Here is a 14,499-nt window from a genome sequence, read left to right as displayed (position 1 = left end):
CATAGGCCCGGTATTCGCCGAAATACTTGGTGATCGCCGCCGTCAGCGACGTCTTGCCGTGGTCGACGTGCCCGATCGTGCCGATGTTCACATGCGGCTTGTTGCGCTCGAATTTGCTCTTGGCCATAGTGCCACTCCATTCATTTCATCTTGGCTCGCTGGAGCCGAACGGGTTCGACCTGAAAGACCTCAGGCGTATTTCTTCTGGATCTCTTCCGCGACCTGGTTCGGAACCGGCTCGTAGTGATCGAACAGCATGGTGTACTGCGCCCGGCCCTGCGACATCGACCGCAGCGTGTTGACGTAATCGCCGCCGTCAGCGACGTCTTGCCGTGGTCGACGTGCCCGATCGTGCCGATGTTCACATGCGGCTTGTTGCGCTCGAATTTGCTCTTGGCCATAGTGCCACTCCATTCATTTCATCTTGGCTCGCTGGAGCCGAACGGGTTCGACCTGAAAGACCTCAGGCGTATTTCTTCTGGATCTCTTCCGCGACCTGGTTCGGAACCGGCTCGTAGTGATCGAACAGCATGGTGTACTGCGCCCGGCCCTGCGACATCGACCGCAGCGTGTTGACGTAGCCGAACATGTTGGCGAGCGGCACCATGGCGTTGACCACCTGGGCGATGCCGCGGGGCTCGGTGCCCTGGATCTGGCCGCGCCGCGAGTTCAAATCGCCGATGACGTCGCCGACGTAATCCTCGGGCGTCACAACCTCGACCTTCATCACCGGCTCGAGCAGCCGCGGACCGGCCTTCTGGATGGCCTCGCGGAAACCGGCACGAGACGCGATCTCGAAGGCGAGGACCGAGGAGTCGACGTCGTGAAAGGCGCCGTCGATCAGCTCGGCCTTGATGTCGACCATCGGGAAGCCGGCGAGCGGACCGGAGGTCATCACCGACTTGATGCCCTTCTCGACGCCCGGGACGTATTCCTTCGGCACCGAGCCACCGACGATCTTCGACTCGAAGGTGAAGCCCTCGCCGATCTCGGCCGGCTCGAAGGTCATCTTGACGCGGGCGAACTGGCCCGTGCCGCCGGTCTGCTTCTTGTGGGTATAGTCCACCTCGGCGCGGCGGGTGATCGTCTCGCGATAGGCGACCTGCGGCGCGCCGACATTCGCCTCGACCTTGAACTCGCGCTTCATCCGGTCGACGAGAATGTCGAGGTGAAGCTCGCCCATGCCGGCGATGATCGTCTGGCCCGATTCCTCGTCGGTCTTGACGCGGAAGGACGGATCCTCGGCGGCGAGACGGTTGAGCGCGAGGCCCATCTTCTCCTGGTCGGCCTTGGTCTTCGGCTCGATCGCGATCTCGATGACCGGATCGGGGAATTCCATGCGCTCCAGGATGACCGGCTTCAGCGGATCGCAGAGCGTGTCGCCCGTGGTCGTGTCCTTGAGGCCGGCCAGGGCGACGATGTCGCCGGCATAGGCCTCTTCGATGTCTTCGCGGGAGTTGGAGTGCATCTGCAGCATGCGGCCGATGCGCTCCTTCTTCTCCTTCACGGTGTTCTGGAGCGACGAGCCCTTGGTCAGAACGCCGGAATAGATGCGAGCGAAGGTGAGCGACCCGACGAAGGGATCGTTCATGATCTTGAAGGCCAGCATCGACAGCGGCTCTTCGTCCGACGACTTGCGGATGATTTCCTGCTCGGTCTTCGGATCGATGCCCTTGATCGCGTGAACCTCGACCGGCGAGGGCAGGAAGTCGACGACGGCATCGAGCAGCGGCTGCACGCCCTTGTTCTTGAAAGCCGAGCCGCAGAGGACCGGCGTGAACCATACGTCGCAGGTGCCCTTGCGGATCAGCCGGCGCAGCTCGTCGTTGGAGGGCATCTCGCCTTCGAGATACTTCTCCATCGCCGGCTCGTCGATCTCGACGGCCGCCTCGATCATCGCTTCGCGGTACTCTTCGGCCTGCGCCTTCAGATCCTCGGGGATCTCGAGCACGTCCCACTGGGCGCCGAGGGTCTCGTCGCGCCAGACGAGCGCCTTCATCTCGATGAGGTCGATGACGCCCTTGAGCTCGCTCTCCGCGCCGATCGGCAGCTGGATCACGATCGGACGCGCGCCGAGGCGCGACTTGATCATCTCGACGCAGCGGAAGAAGTCGGCGCCGATCTTGTCCATCTTGTTGACGAAGATCATCCGCGGGACGCGGTACTTGTCGGCCTGGCGCCAGACGGTCTCGGTCTGCGGCTCGACGCCGGCATTGGCGTCGAGCAGCGCGATCGCGCCGTCGAGCACGCGCAGCGACCGCTCGACCTCGATGGTGAAGTCGACGTGGCCGGGCGTGTCGATGATGTTGAAGCGGCGCTTCTTGCCGTCACGGCCCTGCCAGAACGTCGTCGTGGCAGCCGACGTGATGGTGATGCCGCGCTCCTGCTCCTGCTCCATCCAGTCCATCGTCGCGGCGCCGTCATGGACTTCGCCGATCTTGTGGGACTTGCCGGTATAGAAGAGGATCCGCTCGGTGGTCGTGGTCTTGCCGGCATCGATATGCGCCATGATGCCGAAATTGCGGTAGTCTTCGATCTTGTATTCGCGTGCCATGGGGCGTCGCCTTTCAGACGGAAGCTTTTCAGTATTACCAGCGATAGTGCGAGAAGGCGCGGTTGGCTTCCGCCATCCGGTGCGTGTCTTCCCGCTTCTTGACAGCCGAACCGCGGTTGTTGGCGGCGTCCATCAACTCGCCGGAAAGGCGGTCGACCATCGTCGTCTCGTTGCGGTTGCGGGCGGCCGTGATCAGCCAGCGAATGGCGAGCGCCTGGCGGCGCTCCGGGCGGACGTCGACGGGGACCTGGTAGGTCGCGCCGCCGACGCGGCGGGACCGGACCTCCACATGCGGCGCGATGTTCTCGAGCGCCTGATGGAAGATCGCGACCGAATCCTGCCGGGTCTTCTCGTGGACGGTGTCGAGCGCGCCGTAGACGATGCGCTCGGCCACCGACTTCTTGCCGTCGTACATCACGGCGTTCATGAACTTCGACACCACGAGGTCGCCGAACTTCGGGTCCGGATTGATCTCGCGCTTTTCGGCTCTGTGACGGCGGGACATTCTATGGTCTCTTCAACTGGTCGCGGGGTCGATTACTTCGGACGCTTGGCGCCGTACTTGGAGCGCCGCTGCCTGCGGTTCTTCACGCCCTGCGTATCGAGCACGCCGCGGATGATGTGATAGCGCACGCCCGGAAGGTCCTTCACGCGCCCGCCGCGGATCATCACCACGGAGTGCTCCTGAAGATTGTGGCCTTCGCCGGGAATGTAGCCGATGACTTCGTAGCCGTTGACGAGACGGACCTTGGCGACCTTGCGGAGCGCCGAGTTCGGCTTCTTCGGCGTGGTCGTGTAGACGCGCGTGCAGACGCCGCGCTTCTGCGGGTTCGCTTCGAGAGCCGGGACAGTGTTGCGCTCGGTGGGACGCACACGCGGCTTCCGGATCAATTGGTTGATGGTCGGCATTCAACCTTCCTCTAAGTCTTCCAGTCCCAGGTTCGTAACGAAGCGTCGCCCACGCCGGGCGAACAGGGTTCGCCATGCGCGAAGCCGGGCTTCGGTCCGCTTGACTTTGCGGACGGCCCGGCGAGAAGCAGAGGACCGCAAGCGGTCATGCGCCAGAAAGTGACGTCTCGTTGAACGAAGCCTTGTTTGAGGCGGCTGCTTCCCGGACTTGGCGTCGACAGGAAATGACTCGGCCTCACATCGGCTCAGTTGGCGCGTAACTAAACGTTCGGATTCGTTCCGTCAAGCGCCAAACCGGGCATTCCGGCGGCGTTTTCACCGCATTGGCGGCCACGAGCCATGCGTCAGAGGGAAAGCTCGTAATAGCCGACGGTCTTTTCGCCGCCGGCGAGGCGCGCCTCGCCAACCTTGCGGAAGCCGAGGCGTTCGTGGAAGCGCAGCGAGCCGGGATTCGGCGGATCGAGATTGATTTCGCAGACGATTCGTCCGGCATCCGCCGCCATTGCGGCGGCGAGAACCGAATCGTAGAGCGCCCGCGCGAGACCCCTGCCCCGCGCCTGCGGCGCGACGACGACGCGGTCGACGTAGACGAAGCGCTCGTAGCGCGCCCTGAACCAGAGAAAGTTCGGGCTGTCGTAGTCGCCGGTCTCGTCGAAGGCGACGACGAAGGCGCCGGCGTCCTGCGTCTGGCGGGCGAGGAAGGCGCGCGCGACCAGCCGCTCGAAACCGGCCATGTCGAGAAAGGAGAGTTGTTCGGCGTGCTCGTTGTTGAGCCGGAGGAGATCGGCGAGAGTCGCCCGCCTGACCGCAACCACCTGGCTCTCGGCTGTGTTTTGGTCGTTCGTCGCCAACCGAGACGATCTCCTCTCGAATCGCCCGCAGCAGGCGTCGCCGGCGGATGCTGGGGCAATGCTAAAGCGAAGGGCCGCATCCTCTCGGAAGCGGCCCCGCGATAGCTTTCAGACGGTCGGCACGCCGTATTCTACTCCGCGGCGTCCTCGACCGCAGTGAGCATGCGGTCGGTCTCCGCGACATTCGCGGCCTTGCGGCGGTCCTCGAGGATGAGGTCGTCGCGCGAACCGGCGATGCGGCGCATCTGGGTCATCATGCCGCCGGTGCCCGCCGGGATGAGCCGGCCGACGATGACGTTCTCCTTCAGGCCCTGCAGCGTGTCCATCTTGCCGGCCACGGCCGCCTCGGTGAGGACGCGGGTGGTCTCCTGGAAGGAGGCCGCCGAGATGAAGGACGGGGTCTGCAGCGAGGCCTTGGTGATGCCGAGCAGGACCGGGTTGCCGGAGGCCGGCTTCTTGCCGTCCTCCTCCAGCCGCTCGTTGAGCTCGGCGAGCTCGATCCGGTCGACGTGATCGCCCGGAATGTAGCCGGAATCGCCGGATTCGACGATCTCGACCTTCTGCAGCATCTGCCGGACGATGACCTCGATGTGCTTGTCGTTGATCAGAACGCCCTGCAGCCGGTAGACCTCCTGGATCTCGTTGACGAGGTAGCTCGCGAGAGCCTCCACGCCGCGGATCGCCAGGATGTCGTGCGGCGCCGGATTGCCGTCGAGGATGTAGTCGCCCTTCTCGATGACGTCGCCTTCCTGCAGGTGGAACGGCTTGCCCTTCGGGATCAGGTACTCCACCGGCTCGACGCCGTCCTCATGCGGCTCGACGATGATCCGGCGCTTGTTCTTGTAGTCGCGCCCGAACTTCACCGTGCCGTCGATCTCGGCGATGATCGCGTTGTCCTTCGGCTTTCTGGCCTCGAACAGTTCCGCGACGCGCGGCAGACCACCGGTGATGTCCTTGGTCTTGGCGCTTTCCATCGGAATGCGCGACAGGACGTCGCCGGCCTTGACGTGCTGGCCGGGCTCCACCGAGAGGATCGCGTCCACCGACTGGAAGTAGCGGGCGTCCGAGCCGCGGGCGAGCTTGAGGATCTCGCCGCCCTTGCCCTTGATGACGATCGCCGGCTTCAGGTCCTGGCCGCGCGGGCTCGCCCGCCAGTCGATGACCGCACGCTTGGTGATGCCGGTCGACTCGTCGGTCTGCTCCGACACCGAGACGCCGTCCACCATGTCCTCGAAGTCGATCGTGCCTTCGAGCTCGGTGAGAACCGGGCGGGTGTACGGATCCCATTCGGCGATGCGCTGGCCGCGGCGGACCTGGTCGCCGTCGTCGACATAGATGCGCGAGCCGTAGGTCAGCCGGTGCGAGGCCCGTTCCTTGCCGCTCTGGTCGAGGATCAGGATCGCCATGTTGCGGCCCATCGCCACCAGCTTGCCGTCGGAATCGCGGACGACGTTGCGGTTGCGGACCTTCACCGTGCCTTCGTAGGACGCCTCGAGGAACGAGGAATCCACCACCTGCGCCGTGCCGCCCATGTGGAAGGTGCGCATCGTGAGCTGGGTGCCCGGCTCGCCGATCGACTGCGCCGCGATGACGCCGACCGCCTCGCCCATGTTGACGGGCGTGCCGCGAGCGAGATCGCGCCCGTAGCAGGTGGCGCAGATGCCGGTGCGGACCTCGCAGGTCAGCGCCGAGCGGATCTTGACCGACTGGATGCTGGCCTTCTCGATCCGCTCGACGTCGGCCTCCTCGATCATCCGGCCGGCCGCAACGAGAACCTCGCCCGACTGCGGGTCGGCGATGTCCTCGAGCGCGGTACGGCCGAGGATGCGCTGGCCGAGGGTCGCGACGACCTGGCCGGCATCGACGATCGGCTGCATGGTCAGGCCGTTCTCCGTGCCGCAATCCGACTGCGTGATGATGCAGTCCTGCGCGACGTCGACGAGGCGGCGGGTCAGATAGCCGGAATTCGCTGTCTTCAGGGCGGTGTCCGCGAGGCCCTTGCGGGCGCCGTGGGTCGAGTTGAAGTACTCGAGCACGGTCAGACCTTCCTTGAAGTTGGAGATGATCGGCGTCTCGATGATCTCGCCCGAGGGCTTGGTCATCAGGCCGCGCATCGCCGCGAGCTGGCGCATCTGGGTCGGGGAGCCGCGGGCGCCCGAATGCGACATCATGTAGATCGAGTTCATCGGCTTCTGGCGGCCGTTGTCGTCGAACTCGACCGCCTTGATGCGCTCCATCATGTGCTCGGCGATCTTGTCCGTGCACTTCGCCCAGGCGTCGACCACCTTGTTGTACTTCTCGCCCTGGGTGATCAGGCCGTCATTGTACTGCTGCTCGTATTCCTTGGCGAGCGCCTGGGTCTCGGCGATCAGCTTGGCCTTCGCCTCCGGGATGACCATGTCGTCCTTGCCGAAGGAGATGCCGGCCGTGCAGGCGTTGCGGAAGCCGAGCTGCATGATCCGGTCGCAGAAGATCACCGTCTCCTTCTGACCGCAGTGGCGATACACAGTGTCGATCATCTTGGAGATGTTCTTCTTCGTCATCAGCTGGTTGCAGATGGCAAAGGGGATCATGTGGTTCTTCGGCAAAAGCTCGCCGATCATCATGCGGCCGGGGGTGGTCTCGTGGATCGCCGAGACCTCGTTGCCCTCGGCGTCGACGGTCTTGAACCGGCCCCGGACCTTCGAATGCAGGGTCACCGACTTCGAGGCCAGCGCATGGTCGAGCTCGCCCATGTCGGAGAAGGCCATGCCCTCGCCCGGCTCGTTCTCGTTCATGATCGACAGGTAGTAGAGGCCGAGCACCATGTCTTGGCTCGGCACGATGATCGGCGCGCCGTTCGCCGGATGCAGGATGTTGTTGGTCGACATCATCAGGACGCGCGCTTCGAGCTGCGCCTCGATCGACAGCGGCACGTGCACCGCCATCTGGTCGCCGTCGAAGTCGGCGTTGAAGGCTGTGCAGACCAGCGGATGCAGCTGGATCGCCTTGCCCTCGATCAGCACCGGCTCGAAGGCCTGGATGCCGAGGCGGTGCAGCGTCGGCGCGCGGTTGAGCAGCACCGGATGCTCGCGGATCACCTCGTCGAGGATGTCCCAGACCTCCGGACGCTCCTTCTCGACCAGCTTCTTCGCCTGTTTGACCGTCGAGGAATAGCCCTTGGCGTCGAGCCGCGCATAGATGAACGGCTTGAACAGCTCCAGCGCCATCTTCTTGGGCAGGCCGCACTGGTGCAGCTTCAGCTCCGGACCGGTCACGATGACCGAGCGGCCGGAATAGTCGACGCGCTTGCCGAGCAGGTTCTGGCGGAACCGGCCCTGCTTGCCCTTCAGCATGTCGGACAGCGACTTCAGCGGCCGCTTGTTGGCGCCGGTGATGACGCGGCCGCGGCGGCCGTTGTCGAACAGCGCGTCGACGGCCTCCTGCAGCATCCGCTTCTCGTTGCGGATGATGATGCCGGGCGCGCGCAGCTCGATCAGCCGCTTCAGGCGGTTGTTGCGGTTGATGACGCGGCGGTAGAGGTCGTTGAGGTCGGACGTCGCGAAGCGGCCGCCGTCCAGCGGGACGAGCGGGCGCAGATCCGGCGGGATCACCGGAACGACGGTCATGATCATCCACTCCGGCCGGTTGCCCGACTCCAGGAAGTTCTCGACGATCTTCAGCCGCTTCATCAGCTTCTTCGTCTTGAGCTCGGACGTCGTCGACGCCAGCTCCTCGCGAAGGTCGGCCGCGATCTTCTCGAGATCCATCGAGGCGAGCAGATCCTGGATCGCCTCGGCGCCGATGAGCGCGGTGAAGCTGTCCTCGCCGAACTCGTCGACCGCGATCATGTACTCCTCCTCGGAGAGGAGCTGATGCTCCTTCAGCGAGGTGAGGCCCGGCTCGGTGACGATGTAGTTCTCGAAGTAGAGGACCCGCTCGATGTCCTTCAGGGTCATGTCGAGCAGCGTGCCGATGCGCGAGGGCAGCGACTTCAGGAACCAGATGTGGGCGACGGGCGCGGCGAGCTCGATATGGCCCATGCGCTCGCGCCGCACGCGCGACAGGGTGACCTCGACGCCGCACTTTTCGCAGATGATGCCCTTGTACTTCATCCGCTTGTACTTGCCGCACAGGCACTCGTAGTCCTTGATCGGACCGAAGATGCGGGCGCAGAACAGGCCGTCGCGCTCCGGCTTGAAGGTGCGGTAGTTGATGGTTTCCGGCTTCTTGATCTCGCCGAAGGACCAGGAGAGGATCTTTTCCGGGCTCGCCAGCGAGATCCGGATCGAGTCGAACGTCTGCGCCGCGGCCTGCGGGTTGAAGATGTTCATGACCTCTTGGTTCATGGCTTTCTCCTTCTGGGGCGTTCGGCCCCTGAACGGCGGTGGCGTGGCCGACCGCTGAAATCATCCGCGCTATTCGAGCCGGCGTTCCTCGACGCCGGCTCGGGCCGTCCTGAAGACGGCCCTCGCAGTCTCGTCTGCCCGGGCGCGTTTACTCCGCGGCGTCGGGCAGGTCGGTGCGGGTCGGCGGCGCCGGAAGCTCGGCCGTCGAGTTCTGCAGGTCGACGTCGAGGCCGAGCGAGCGCATTTCCTTGACGAGCACGTTGAAGCTCTCCGGAATGCCGGACTCGAACGCGTCGTCGCCCCTGACGATCGACTCGTAGACCTTGGTGCGGCCGGCGACGTCGTCCGACTTCACCGTCAGCATCTCCTGCAGCGTGTAGGCCGCGCCGTACGCCTCGAGCGCCCAGACCTCCATCTCGCCGAAGCGCTGGCCGCCGAACTGCGCCTTGCCGCCCAGCGGCTGCTGGGTGACGAGCGAGTAGGGGCCGATCGACCGGGCGTGGATCTTGTCGTCGACCAGGTGATGCAGCTTCAGCATGTAGATGTAGCCGACGGTCACCTGCCTGTCGAAGGCCTCGCCGGTGCGCCCGTCATAGAGCGTCACCTGCCCCGAGCCGTTCAGCCCGGCCTTCTCCAGCCACTCGACGATGTCCTTCTCGTTGGCGCCGTCGAAGACCGGGGTCGCGATGGAGACGCCCTTGGTCATCTGCCGCGCCAGCGTCACGACGCTGTCGTCGTCGTAGGACTTCACCGGCTCGTTGCGGTCGTTGTCGCCGAGCAGGCCGGCGATCTCGCTGCGCAGCGGCGTGACGTCGTGGTCGCGCTTGTAGGCCTCGACCATCTCGCCGATCTTCCGGCCCATGCCGGCGCAGGCCCAGCCGAGATGCGTCTCGAGGATCTGCCCGACATTCATGCGCGACGGCACACCGAGCGGATTGAGCACGATGTCGACATGGGTGCCGTCCTCGGTGAAGGGCATGTCCTCCACCGGAACGATGCGCGAGACCACGCCCTTGTTGCCGTGCCGGCCGGCCATCTTGTCGCCCGGCTGGATCTTGCGCTTGACCGCGACGAAGACCTTCACCTGCTTCATGACGCCCGGAGGCAGCTCGTCACCGCGCTGGACCTTCTCGACCTTGTCCATGAACCGCTGTTCGAGGGTGCGCTTCGCCTCGTCATAGACGTTGCGCAGATCCTCGAGTTCGGCCTGGAGCTTCTCGTCCTCGACGGCGAACATCCACCACTGCGAGCGGGAATACTCGTTCATCGCGTCGGCCGAGATCGCCGAGCCCTTCTTGAAGCCCTTCGGCCCGGCGATCGCCGTCTTGCCGTCGAGCATCTCGACGAGGCGGCCGTAGACGTTGCGGTCGAGGATCGCCTGCTCGTCGTCGCGGTCCTTGGCCAGCCGCTCGATCTCCTCGCGCTCGATCGCCATGGCACGCTCGTCCTTCTCGACGCCGTGACGATTGAAGACGCGCACCTCGACGACCGTGCCGTAGGCGCCGGGAGGCATGCGGCTCGACGTGTCGCGCACGTCCGAGGCCTTCTCGCCGAAGATCGCGCGCAGGAGCTTTTCCTCCGGCGTCATCGGGCTCTCGCCCTTCGGCGTGATCTTGCCGACCAGGATGTCGCCCGGCTGCACCTCGGCACCGATATAGACGATGCCCGCCTCGTCGAGGTTCTTCAGCGCCTCTTCCGAGACGTTCGGAATGTCGCGCGTGATCTCTTCCGGCCCGAGCTTGGTGTCGCGGGCCATGACCTCGAATTCCTCGATGTGGATCGAGGTGAAGACGTCGTCGGCGACGATCCGCTCGGAGAGCAGGATCGAGTCCTCGTAGTTGTAGCCGTTCCACGGCATGAAGGCGACGAGCACGTTGCGGCCGAGCGCCAGATCGCCGAGATCGGTCGACGGGCCGTCGGCGATGATGTCGCCCTTCGACACCCGGTCGCCCACCGCGACCAGCGGACGCTGGTTGATGCAGGTGTTCTGGTTCGACCGCTGGAACTTCATCAGCCGGTAGATGTCGACGCCCGACTTGCCAGCCTGGAGGTCGTCGGTCGCCCGGATGACGATACGCGTCGCGTCGACCTGGTCGACGATGCCGGTGCGCCGCGCGCCGATGGCGGCGCCGGAATCGCGTGCCACCACCGGCTCCATGCCGGTGCCGACGAAGGGCGCCTCGGCCCTCACCAGCGGCACCGCCTGACGCTGCATGTTCGAACCCATCAGCGCGCGGTTGGCGTCGTCGTTCTCGAGGAACGGGATCAGCGCCGCGGCGACGGAGACGAGCTGCTTCGGCGAGACGTCCATGAGGTCGACGTTATCGCGCGGCGTCATGAAGACGTCGCCCTGGTGGCGGCAGACCACGAACTCGTTCTGGAAGGTCATGTCGTCGCTGAGGATCGCGTTCGCCTGGGCGACGTGATGCTTCGACTCCTCCATGGCCGACAGATAGACGACCTCGCTCGTCACCTTGCCGTCGACGACGCGCCGGTACGGGCTCTCGATGAAGCCGTACTTGTTGACGCGCGCGAAGGTGGCGAGCGAGTTGATCAGGCCGATGTTCGGACCTTCCGGCGTCTCGATCGGGCAGATCCGGCCGTAATGCGTCGGATGCACGTCGCGCACCTCGAAGCCGGCGCGCTCGCGCGTCAGGCCGCCCGGTCCGAGCGCCGAGAGGCGGCGCTTGTGGGTGATCTCCGACAGCGGGTTGGTTTGATCCATGAACTGCGACAGCTGCGAGGATCCGAAGAACTCGCGCACCGCCGCGGCCGCCGGCTTGGCGTTGATCAGATCCTGCGGCATGACGGTGTCGACCTCGACGCTCGACATGCGCTCCTTGATCGCCCGCTCCATGCGCAGCAGGCCGACGCGATACTGGTTCTCCATCAGCTCGCCGACCGAACGCACCCGGCGGTTGCCGAGATTGTCGATGTCGTCGATCTCGCCGCGGCCGTCGCGCAGGTCGACGAGCGTGCGCACCACCGCGATGATGTCCTCCTTGCGGAGCACGCGGACGGTGTCCTCGGCGTTCACCTCGAGGCGCATGTTCATCTTCACGCGGCCGACCGCCGACAGGTCGTAGCGCTCGGCGTCGAAGAACAGCGAGTGGAACATCGCCTCGGCGGTTTCCATCGTCGGCGGCTCGCCCGGACGCATCACCCGGTAGATGTCGAACAGCGCGTCCTGCCGGGTCTCGTTCTTGTCGGCGGCGAGCGTGTTGCGGATGTAGCCGCCGACATTGACGTGATCGATGTCGAGCACCTGGATCTCGTCATAACCGGCGTCGACCAGCACCTTCAGCGTCTTCTCGTCGATCTCGTCGCCGGCTTCGAGATACACCTCGCCCGTCGAGAAGTTCACGATGTCCTCGGCGAGATAGTAGCCGTAGAGGTCTTCCTCGGCGGCACGCAGGGCCTTGACGCCCTTCTCCTGCATCTGCCGGGCCTGGCGTGCGGTGACCTTCTTGCCGGCCTCGACCAGCACCTCGCCGGAATCGGCATCGATCAGGTCGCCCTGGGCGGTCTGGCCGCGCACCCGCTCGACCGAGAACGGAATCCGCCAGCCGTTCTTGCCCTTCTCGAACTGGATGACGTTGTAGAAGGTCGAGAGGATCTCCTCGCCGTCCATGCCGAGCGCCATGAGAAGGCTCGTCACCGGGATCTTCCGGCGACGGTCGATGCGCGCATGGACGATGTCCTTGGCGTCGAACTCGATGTCGAGCCAGGAGCCGCGATAGGGAATGACGCGGGCCGCAAAGAGCAGCTTGCCCGACGAGTGCGACTTGCCCTTGTCGTGGTCGAAGAAGACGCCCGGCGAGCGGTGCATCTGCGAGACGATGACGCGCTCGGTGCCGTTGACGATGAAGGTGCCGTTGGACGTCATGAGCGGCATGTCGCCCATGTAGACGTCCTGCTCCTTGATGTCCTTGACCGACTTCGAACCGGTGTCCTCGTCGATGTCGAAGACGATCAGGCGCAGCGTCACCTTCAGCGGCGCAGCGAAGGTCAGGTCGCGCTGCCGGCACTCGTCGACGTCGAACTTCGGCGCCTCGAACTCGTATTTGACGAATTCCAGCATCGCCTGGCCCGAGAAGTCCGTGATCGGGAAGACCGACTTGAAGACCGCCTGCAACCCTTCGTCCGGCCTTCCGCCTTCCGGCTCGTCGACCATCAGGAACTGATCGTAGGAGGCCTTCTGGACCTCGATGAGATTGGGCATCTGCGCGACTTCGGGGATCGACCCGAAGAACTTGCGGACCCGCCTGCGACCCGAAAATGTCGTCGTCTGGGACATCGTCGCTCCTTCTCGTAACGCCTTCGCCCTTGACCGAAGGGCTGACCCTGCTATCCCTCTTGGCGAGAGGGGATGCCGCGTCGCCGCGGCAAATCTCGTTGCGGGCGATCCGCCCGGTCCGGCCGCCCCGCCGGAAAATTCATCCCGCGATGCCGCGAGACATGCCGCCGGGCCCACCCGGGGCCCGCGGCGTGGGCGTTCTGCGAGCCTTACGCCCGCTCCCGCCTTCTCGAGCCCGCCAGCCCGCATTTCCGAACCGCCGCGATAACCGGCCGACCGCCGATGGCGACCGCCGCGCGAAGGTCGGGAAATGCGTCCTCGACACCTGCCGCGCCTGCCTGAACGCCCTCTCCCCGGAACGCCCGCCTGCCGCCGGAGCACCGCCCCTCCAGCAGGCACGGAAGGCGGAACGGCGTTTCGCCGCCCCGCCCACCGAATTTTCGTCGCGAAACCGCGGCGAGCGCCGCGATTACTTGACCTCGACCTGGGCGCCAGCCTTCTCGAGCTGGTCCTTGATCTTCTGGGCCTCGGCCTTGTCGACGCCTTCCTTGACCGGCTTCGGCGCGTTGTCGACGAGGTCCTTGGCTTCCTTCAGGCCAAGGCCGGTCAGAGCGCGCACTTCCTTGATGACGTTGATCTTCTGCGCGCCGGCGCTGGCGAGGATGACGGTGAACTCCGTCTGTTCCTCGACCGGAGCGGCCTCGGCGGCAGCGCCACCGCCGGCAGCGGCGACGGCGACCGGAGCGGCGGCGGAGACGCCCCACTTCTCTTCCAGCATCTTCGACAGCTCGGCCGCCTCGAGGACGGTCAGGCTCGACAGGTCTTCAACGATCTTGGCGAGATCAGCCATTTTTCACTTCCTTCAGGTTCGAACTTCGGTTTGAGCAGCGAGGAACCATCCTCACGCCGCTTCGTCCTTCTTGGCGTAGGCCCCGAACACGCGTGCGAGCTGTCCCGCAGGTGCCTGGAGAACCCCGGCGATGCGCGTGGCCGGCGTCTGAATCATGCCGACGAGCTTCGCCCTGAGTTCATCCAGCGACGGCATGTCGGCGAGCGCCTTCACACCGTCGGCATCGAGAACGGTCCGCCCACTGGCGCCGCCGAGGATCACGAGCTTGTCGTGGCCCTTGGCGAAGTCCTGGGAGACCTTGGCCGCCGTGACCGGATCGCTGGAATAGGCGATCAGGGTCTGGCCCTCGAAGAGATTCGAGATGCCTTCGGCGTCCGTGCCTTGAAGAGCGATCTTGGCGAGACGGTTCTTCGCGACTTTGACGGACCCGCCCGCCTGACGCATTCTCGACCGGTAGTCGTTCATCTGCGCGACGGTGAGACCGGCATAGTGGGCCACCACGACCGTCGCCGAGGCCTTGAAGGTCTCGTTGAGGGTCGTGACGAATTCGCGTTTTTCCGCTCTGTCCACTGCCTCTCTCCAGTTGGCCGCAGCATCCCCGGAGGAACGTCACGGCCGGTTTGCCTTTTGCCGCCCGGGTCACCCGGACGACGCTCGGAGATCCTGTCCCCTCACCCGTGACACGCGGTTTGGAACCCGCGGGCGGCGCA

The 14,499-nt window shown here is 65.2% G+C and carries 9 protein-coding genes and 2 pseudogenes; all 11 read right to left on the bottom strand.

Annotation, left to right across the window (positions count from 1 at the left end):
- A partial coding sequence (locus J1C47_RS17090) for a GTP-binding protein (protein ID WP_245396639.1) occupies nt 1-127 on the bottom strand: 127 nt, incomplete at its 3' end.
- A gap of 62 nt (nt 128-189) precedes the next feature.
- Nucleotides 190-306, bottom strand: a pseudogene (locus tag J1C47_RS23805) (hypothetical protein); the annotation flags it as partial.
- A pseudogene (locus J1C47_RS17085) lies at nt 303-401 on the bottom strand (GTP-binding protein); the annotation flags it as partial. The pseudogenes J1C47_RS23805 and J1C47_RS17085, both read right to left, overlap by 4 nt.
- Before the next feature lie 62 nt (nt 402-463).
- Nucleotides 464-2,554 (bottom strand): elongation factor G, encoded by a 2,091-nt coding sequence (fusA, locus tag J1C47_RS17080; RefSeq protein WP_207351988.1) that lies wholly within the window; start codon nt 2,552-2,554, stop codon nt 464-466.
- Nucleotides 2,555-2,588: 34 nt separating this feature from the next.
- The gene (gene rpsG / locus J1C47_RS17075) at nt 2,589-3,059 is read right to left on the bottom strand and encodes a 30S ribosomal protein S7 (RefSeq protein WP_207351987.1); all 471 of its coding nucleotides are present in this window, start codon (nt 3,057-3,059) and stop codon (nt 2,589-2,591) included.
- A gap of 32 nt (nt 3,060-3,091) precedes the next feature.
- A complete protein-coding gene (rpsL, locus tag J1C47_RS17070) occupies nt 3,092-3,463 on the bottom strand; it encodes a 30S ribosomal protein S12 (protein ID WP_083594172.1) in 372 nt (123 codons plus the stop codon).
- Between the two features lie 344 nt (nt 3,464-3,807).
- Nucleotides 3,808-4,314, bottom strand: coding sequence for a GNAT family N-acetyltransferase (locus J1C47_RS17065; RefSeq protein ID WP_245396629.1), 507 nt, complete (start codon nt 4,312-4,314; stop codon nt 3,808-3,810).
- 131 nt (nt 4,315-4,445) lie between these two features.
- The gene (gene rpoC, locus J1C47_RS17060) at nt 4,446-8,642 is read right to left on the bottom strand and encodes a DNA-directed RNA polymerase subunit beta' (RefSeq protein WP_207351986.1); all 4,197 of its coding nucleotides are present in this window, start codon (nt 8,640-8,642) and stop codon (nt 4,446-4,448) included.
- A 148-nt stretch (nt 8,643-8,790) separates the two neighbouring features.
- Nucleotides 8,791-12,939, bottom strand: a complete 4,149-nt coding sequence (gene rpoB, locus J1C47_RS17055) for a DNA-directed RNA polymerase subunit beta (RefSeq protein WP_207351985.1) — start codon at nt 12,937-12,939, stop codon at nt 8,791-8,793.
- Between the two features lie 469 nt (nt 12,940-13,408).
- Complete coding sequence (gene rplL / locus J1C47_RS17050) at nt 13,409-13,789, bottom strand: 50S ribosomal protein L7/L12 (protein ID WP_207351984.1); 381 nt, start codon at nt 13,787-13,789, stop codon at nt 13,409-13,411.
- A 51-nt stretch (nt 13,790-13,840) separates the two neighbouring features.
- Nucleotides 13,841-14,359: a 50S ribosomal protein L10 gene (gene rplJ / locus J1C47_RS17045; RefSeq protein WP_207351983.1), complete on the bottom strand. Its 519-nt coding sequence runs from the start codon at nt 14,357-14,359 to the stop codon at nt 13,841-13,843.
- Nucleotides 14,360-14,499 lie beyond the last annotated feature (140 nt).

It is taken from the genome of Jiella sonneratiae (genome assembly GCF_017353515.1).
Taxonomy (GTDB): Bacteria; Pseudomonadota; Alphaproteobacteria; order Rhizobiales; family Rhizobiaceae; genus Jiella; species Jiella sonneratiae.
Note: the sequence above shows the minus strand (reverse complement) of the source record. Positions and strands in the feature narration are given on the sequence as shown.

Coding starts and splice junctions, on each gene's coding strand:
- rpsL (WP_083594172.1), bottom strand. CDS start 3,463: ATGCCGACCATCAACCAATTGATCCGGAAGCCGCGTGTGCGTCCCACC.
- fusA (WP_207351988.1), bottom strand. CDS start 2,554: ATGGCACGCGAATACAAGATCGAAGACTACCGCAATTTCGGCATCATG.
- rpoB (WP_207351985.1), bottom strand. CDS start 12,939: ATGTCCCAGACGACGACATTTTCGGGTCGCAGGCGGGTCCGCAAGTTC.
- rpsG (WP_207351987.1), bottom strand. CDS start 3,059: ATGTCCCGCCGTCACAGAGCCGAAAAGCGCGAGATCAATCCGGACCCG.
- rplL (WP_207351984.1), bottom strand. CDS start 13,789: ATGGCTGATCTCGCCAAGATCGTTGAAGACCTGTCGAGCCTGACCGTC.
- rpoC (WP_207351986.1), bottom strand. CDS start 8,642: ATGAACCAAGAGGTCATGAACATCTTCAACCCGCAGGCCGCGGCGCAG.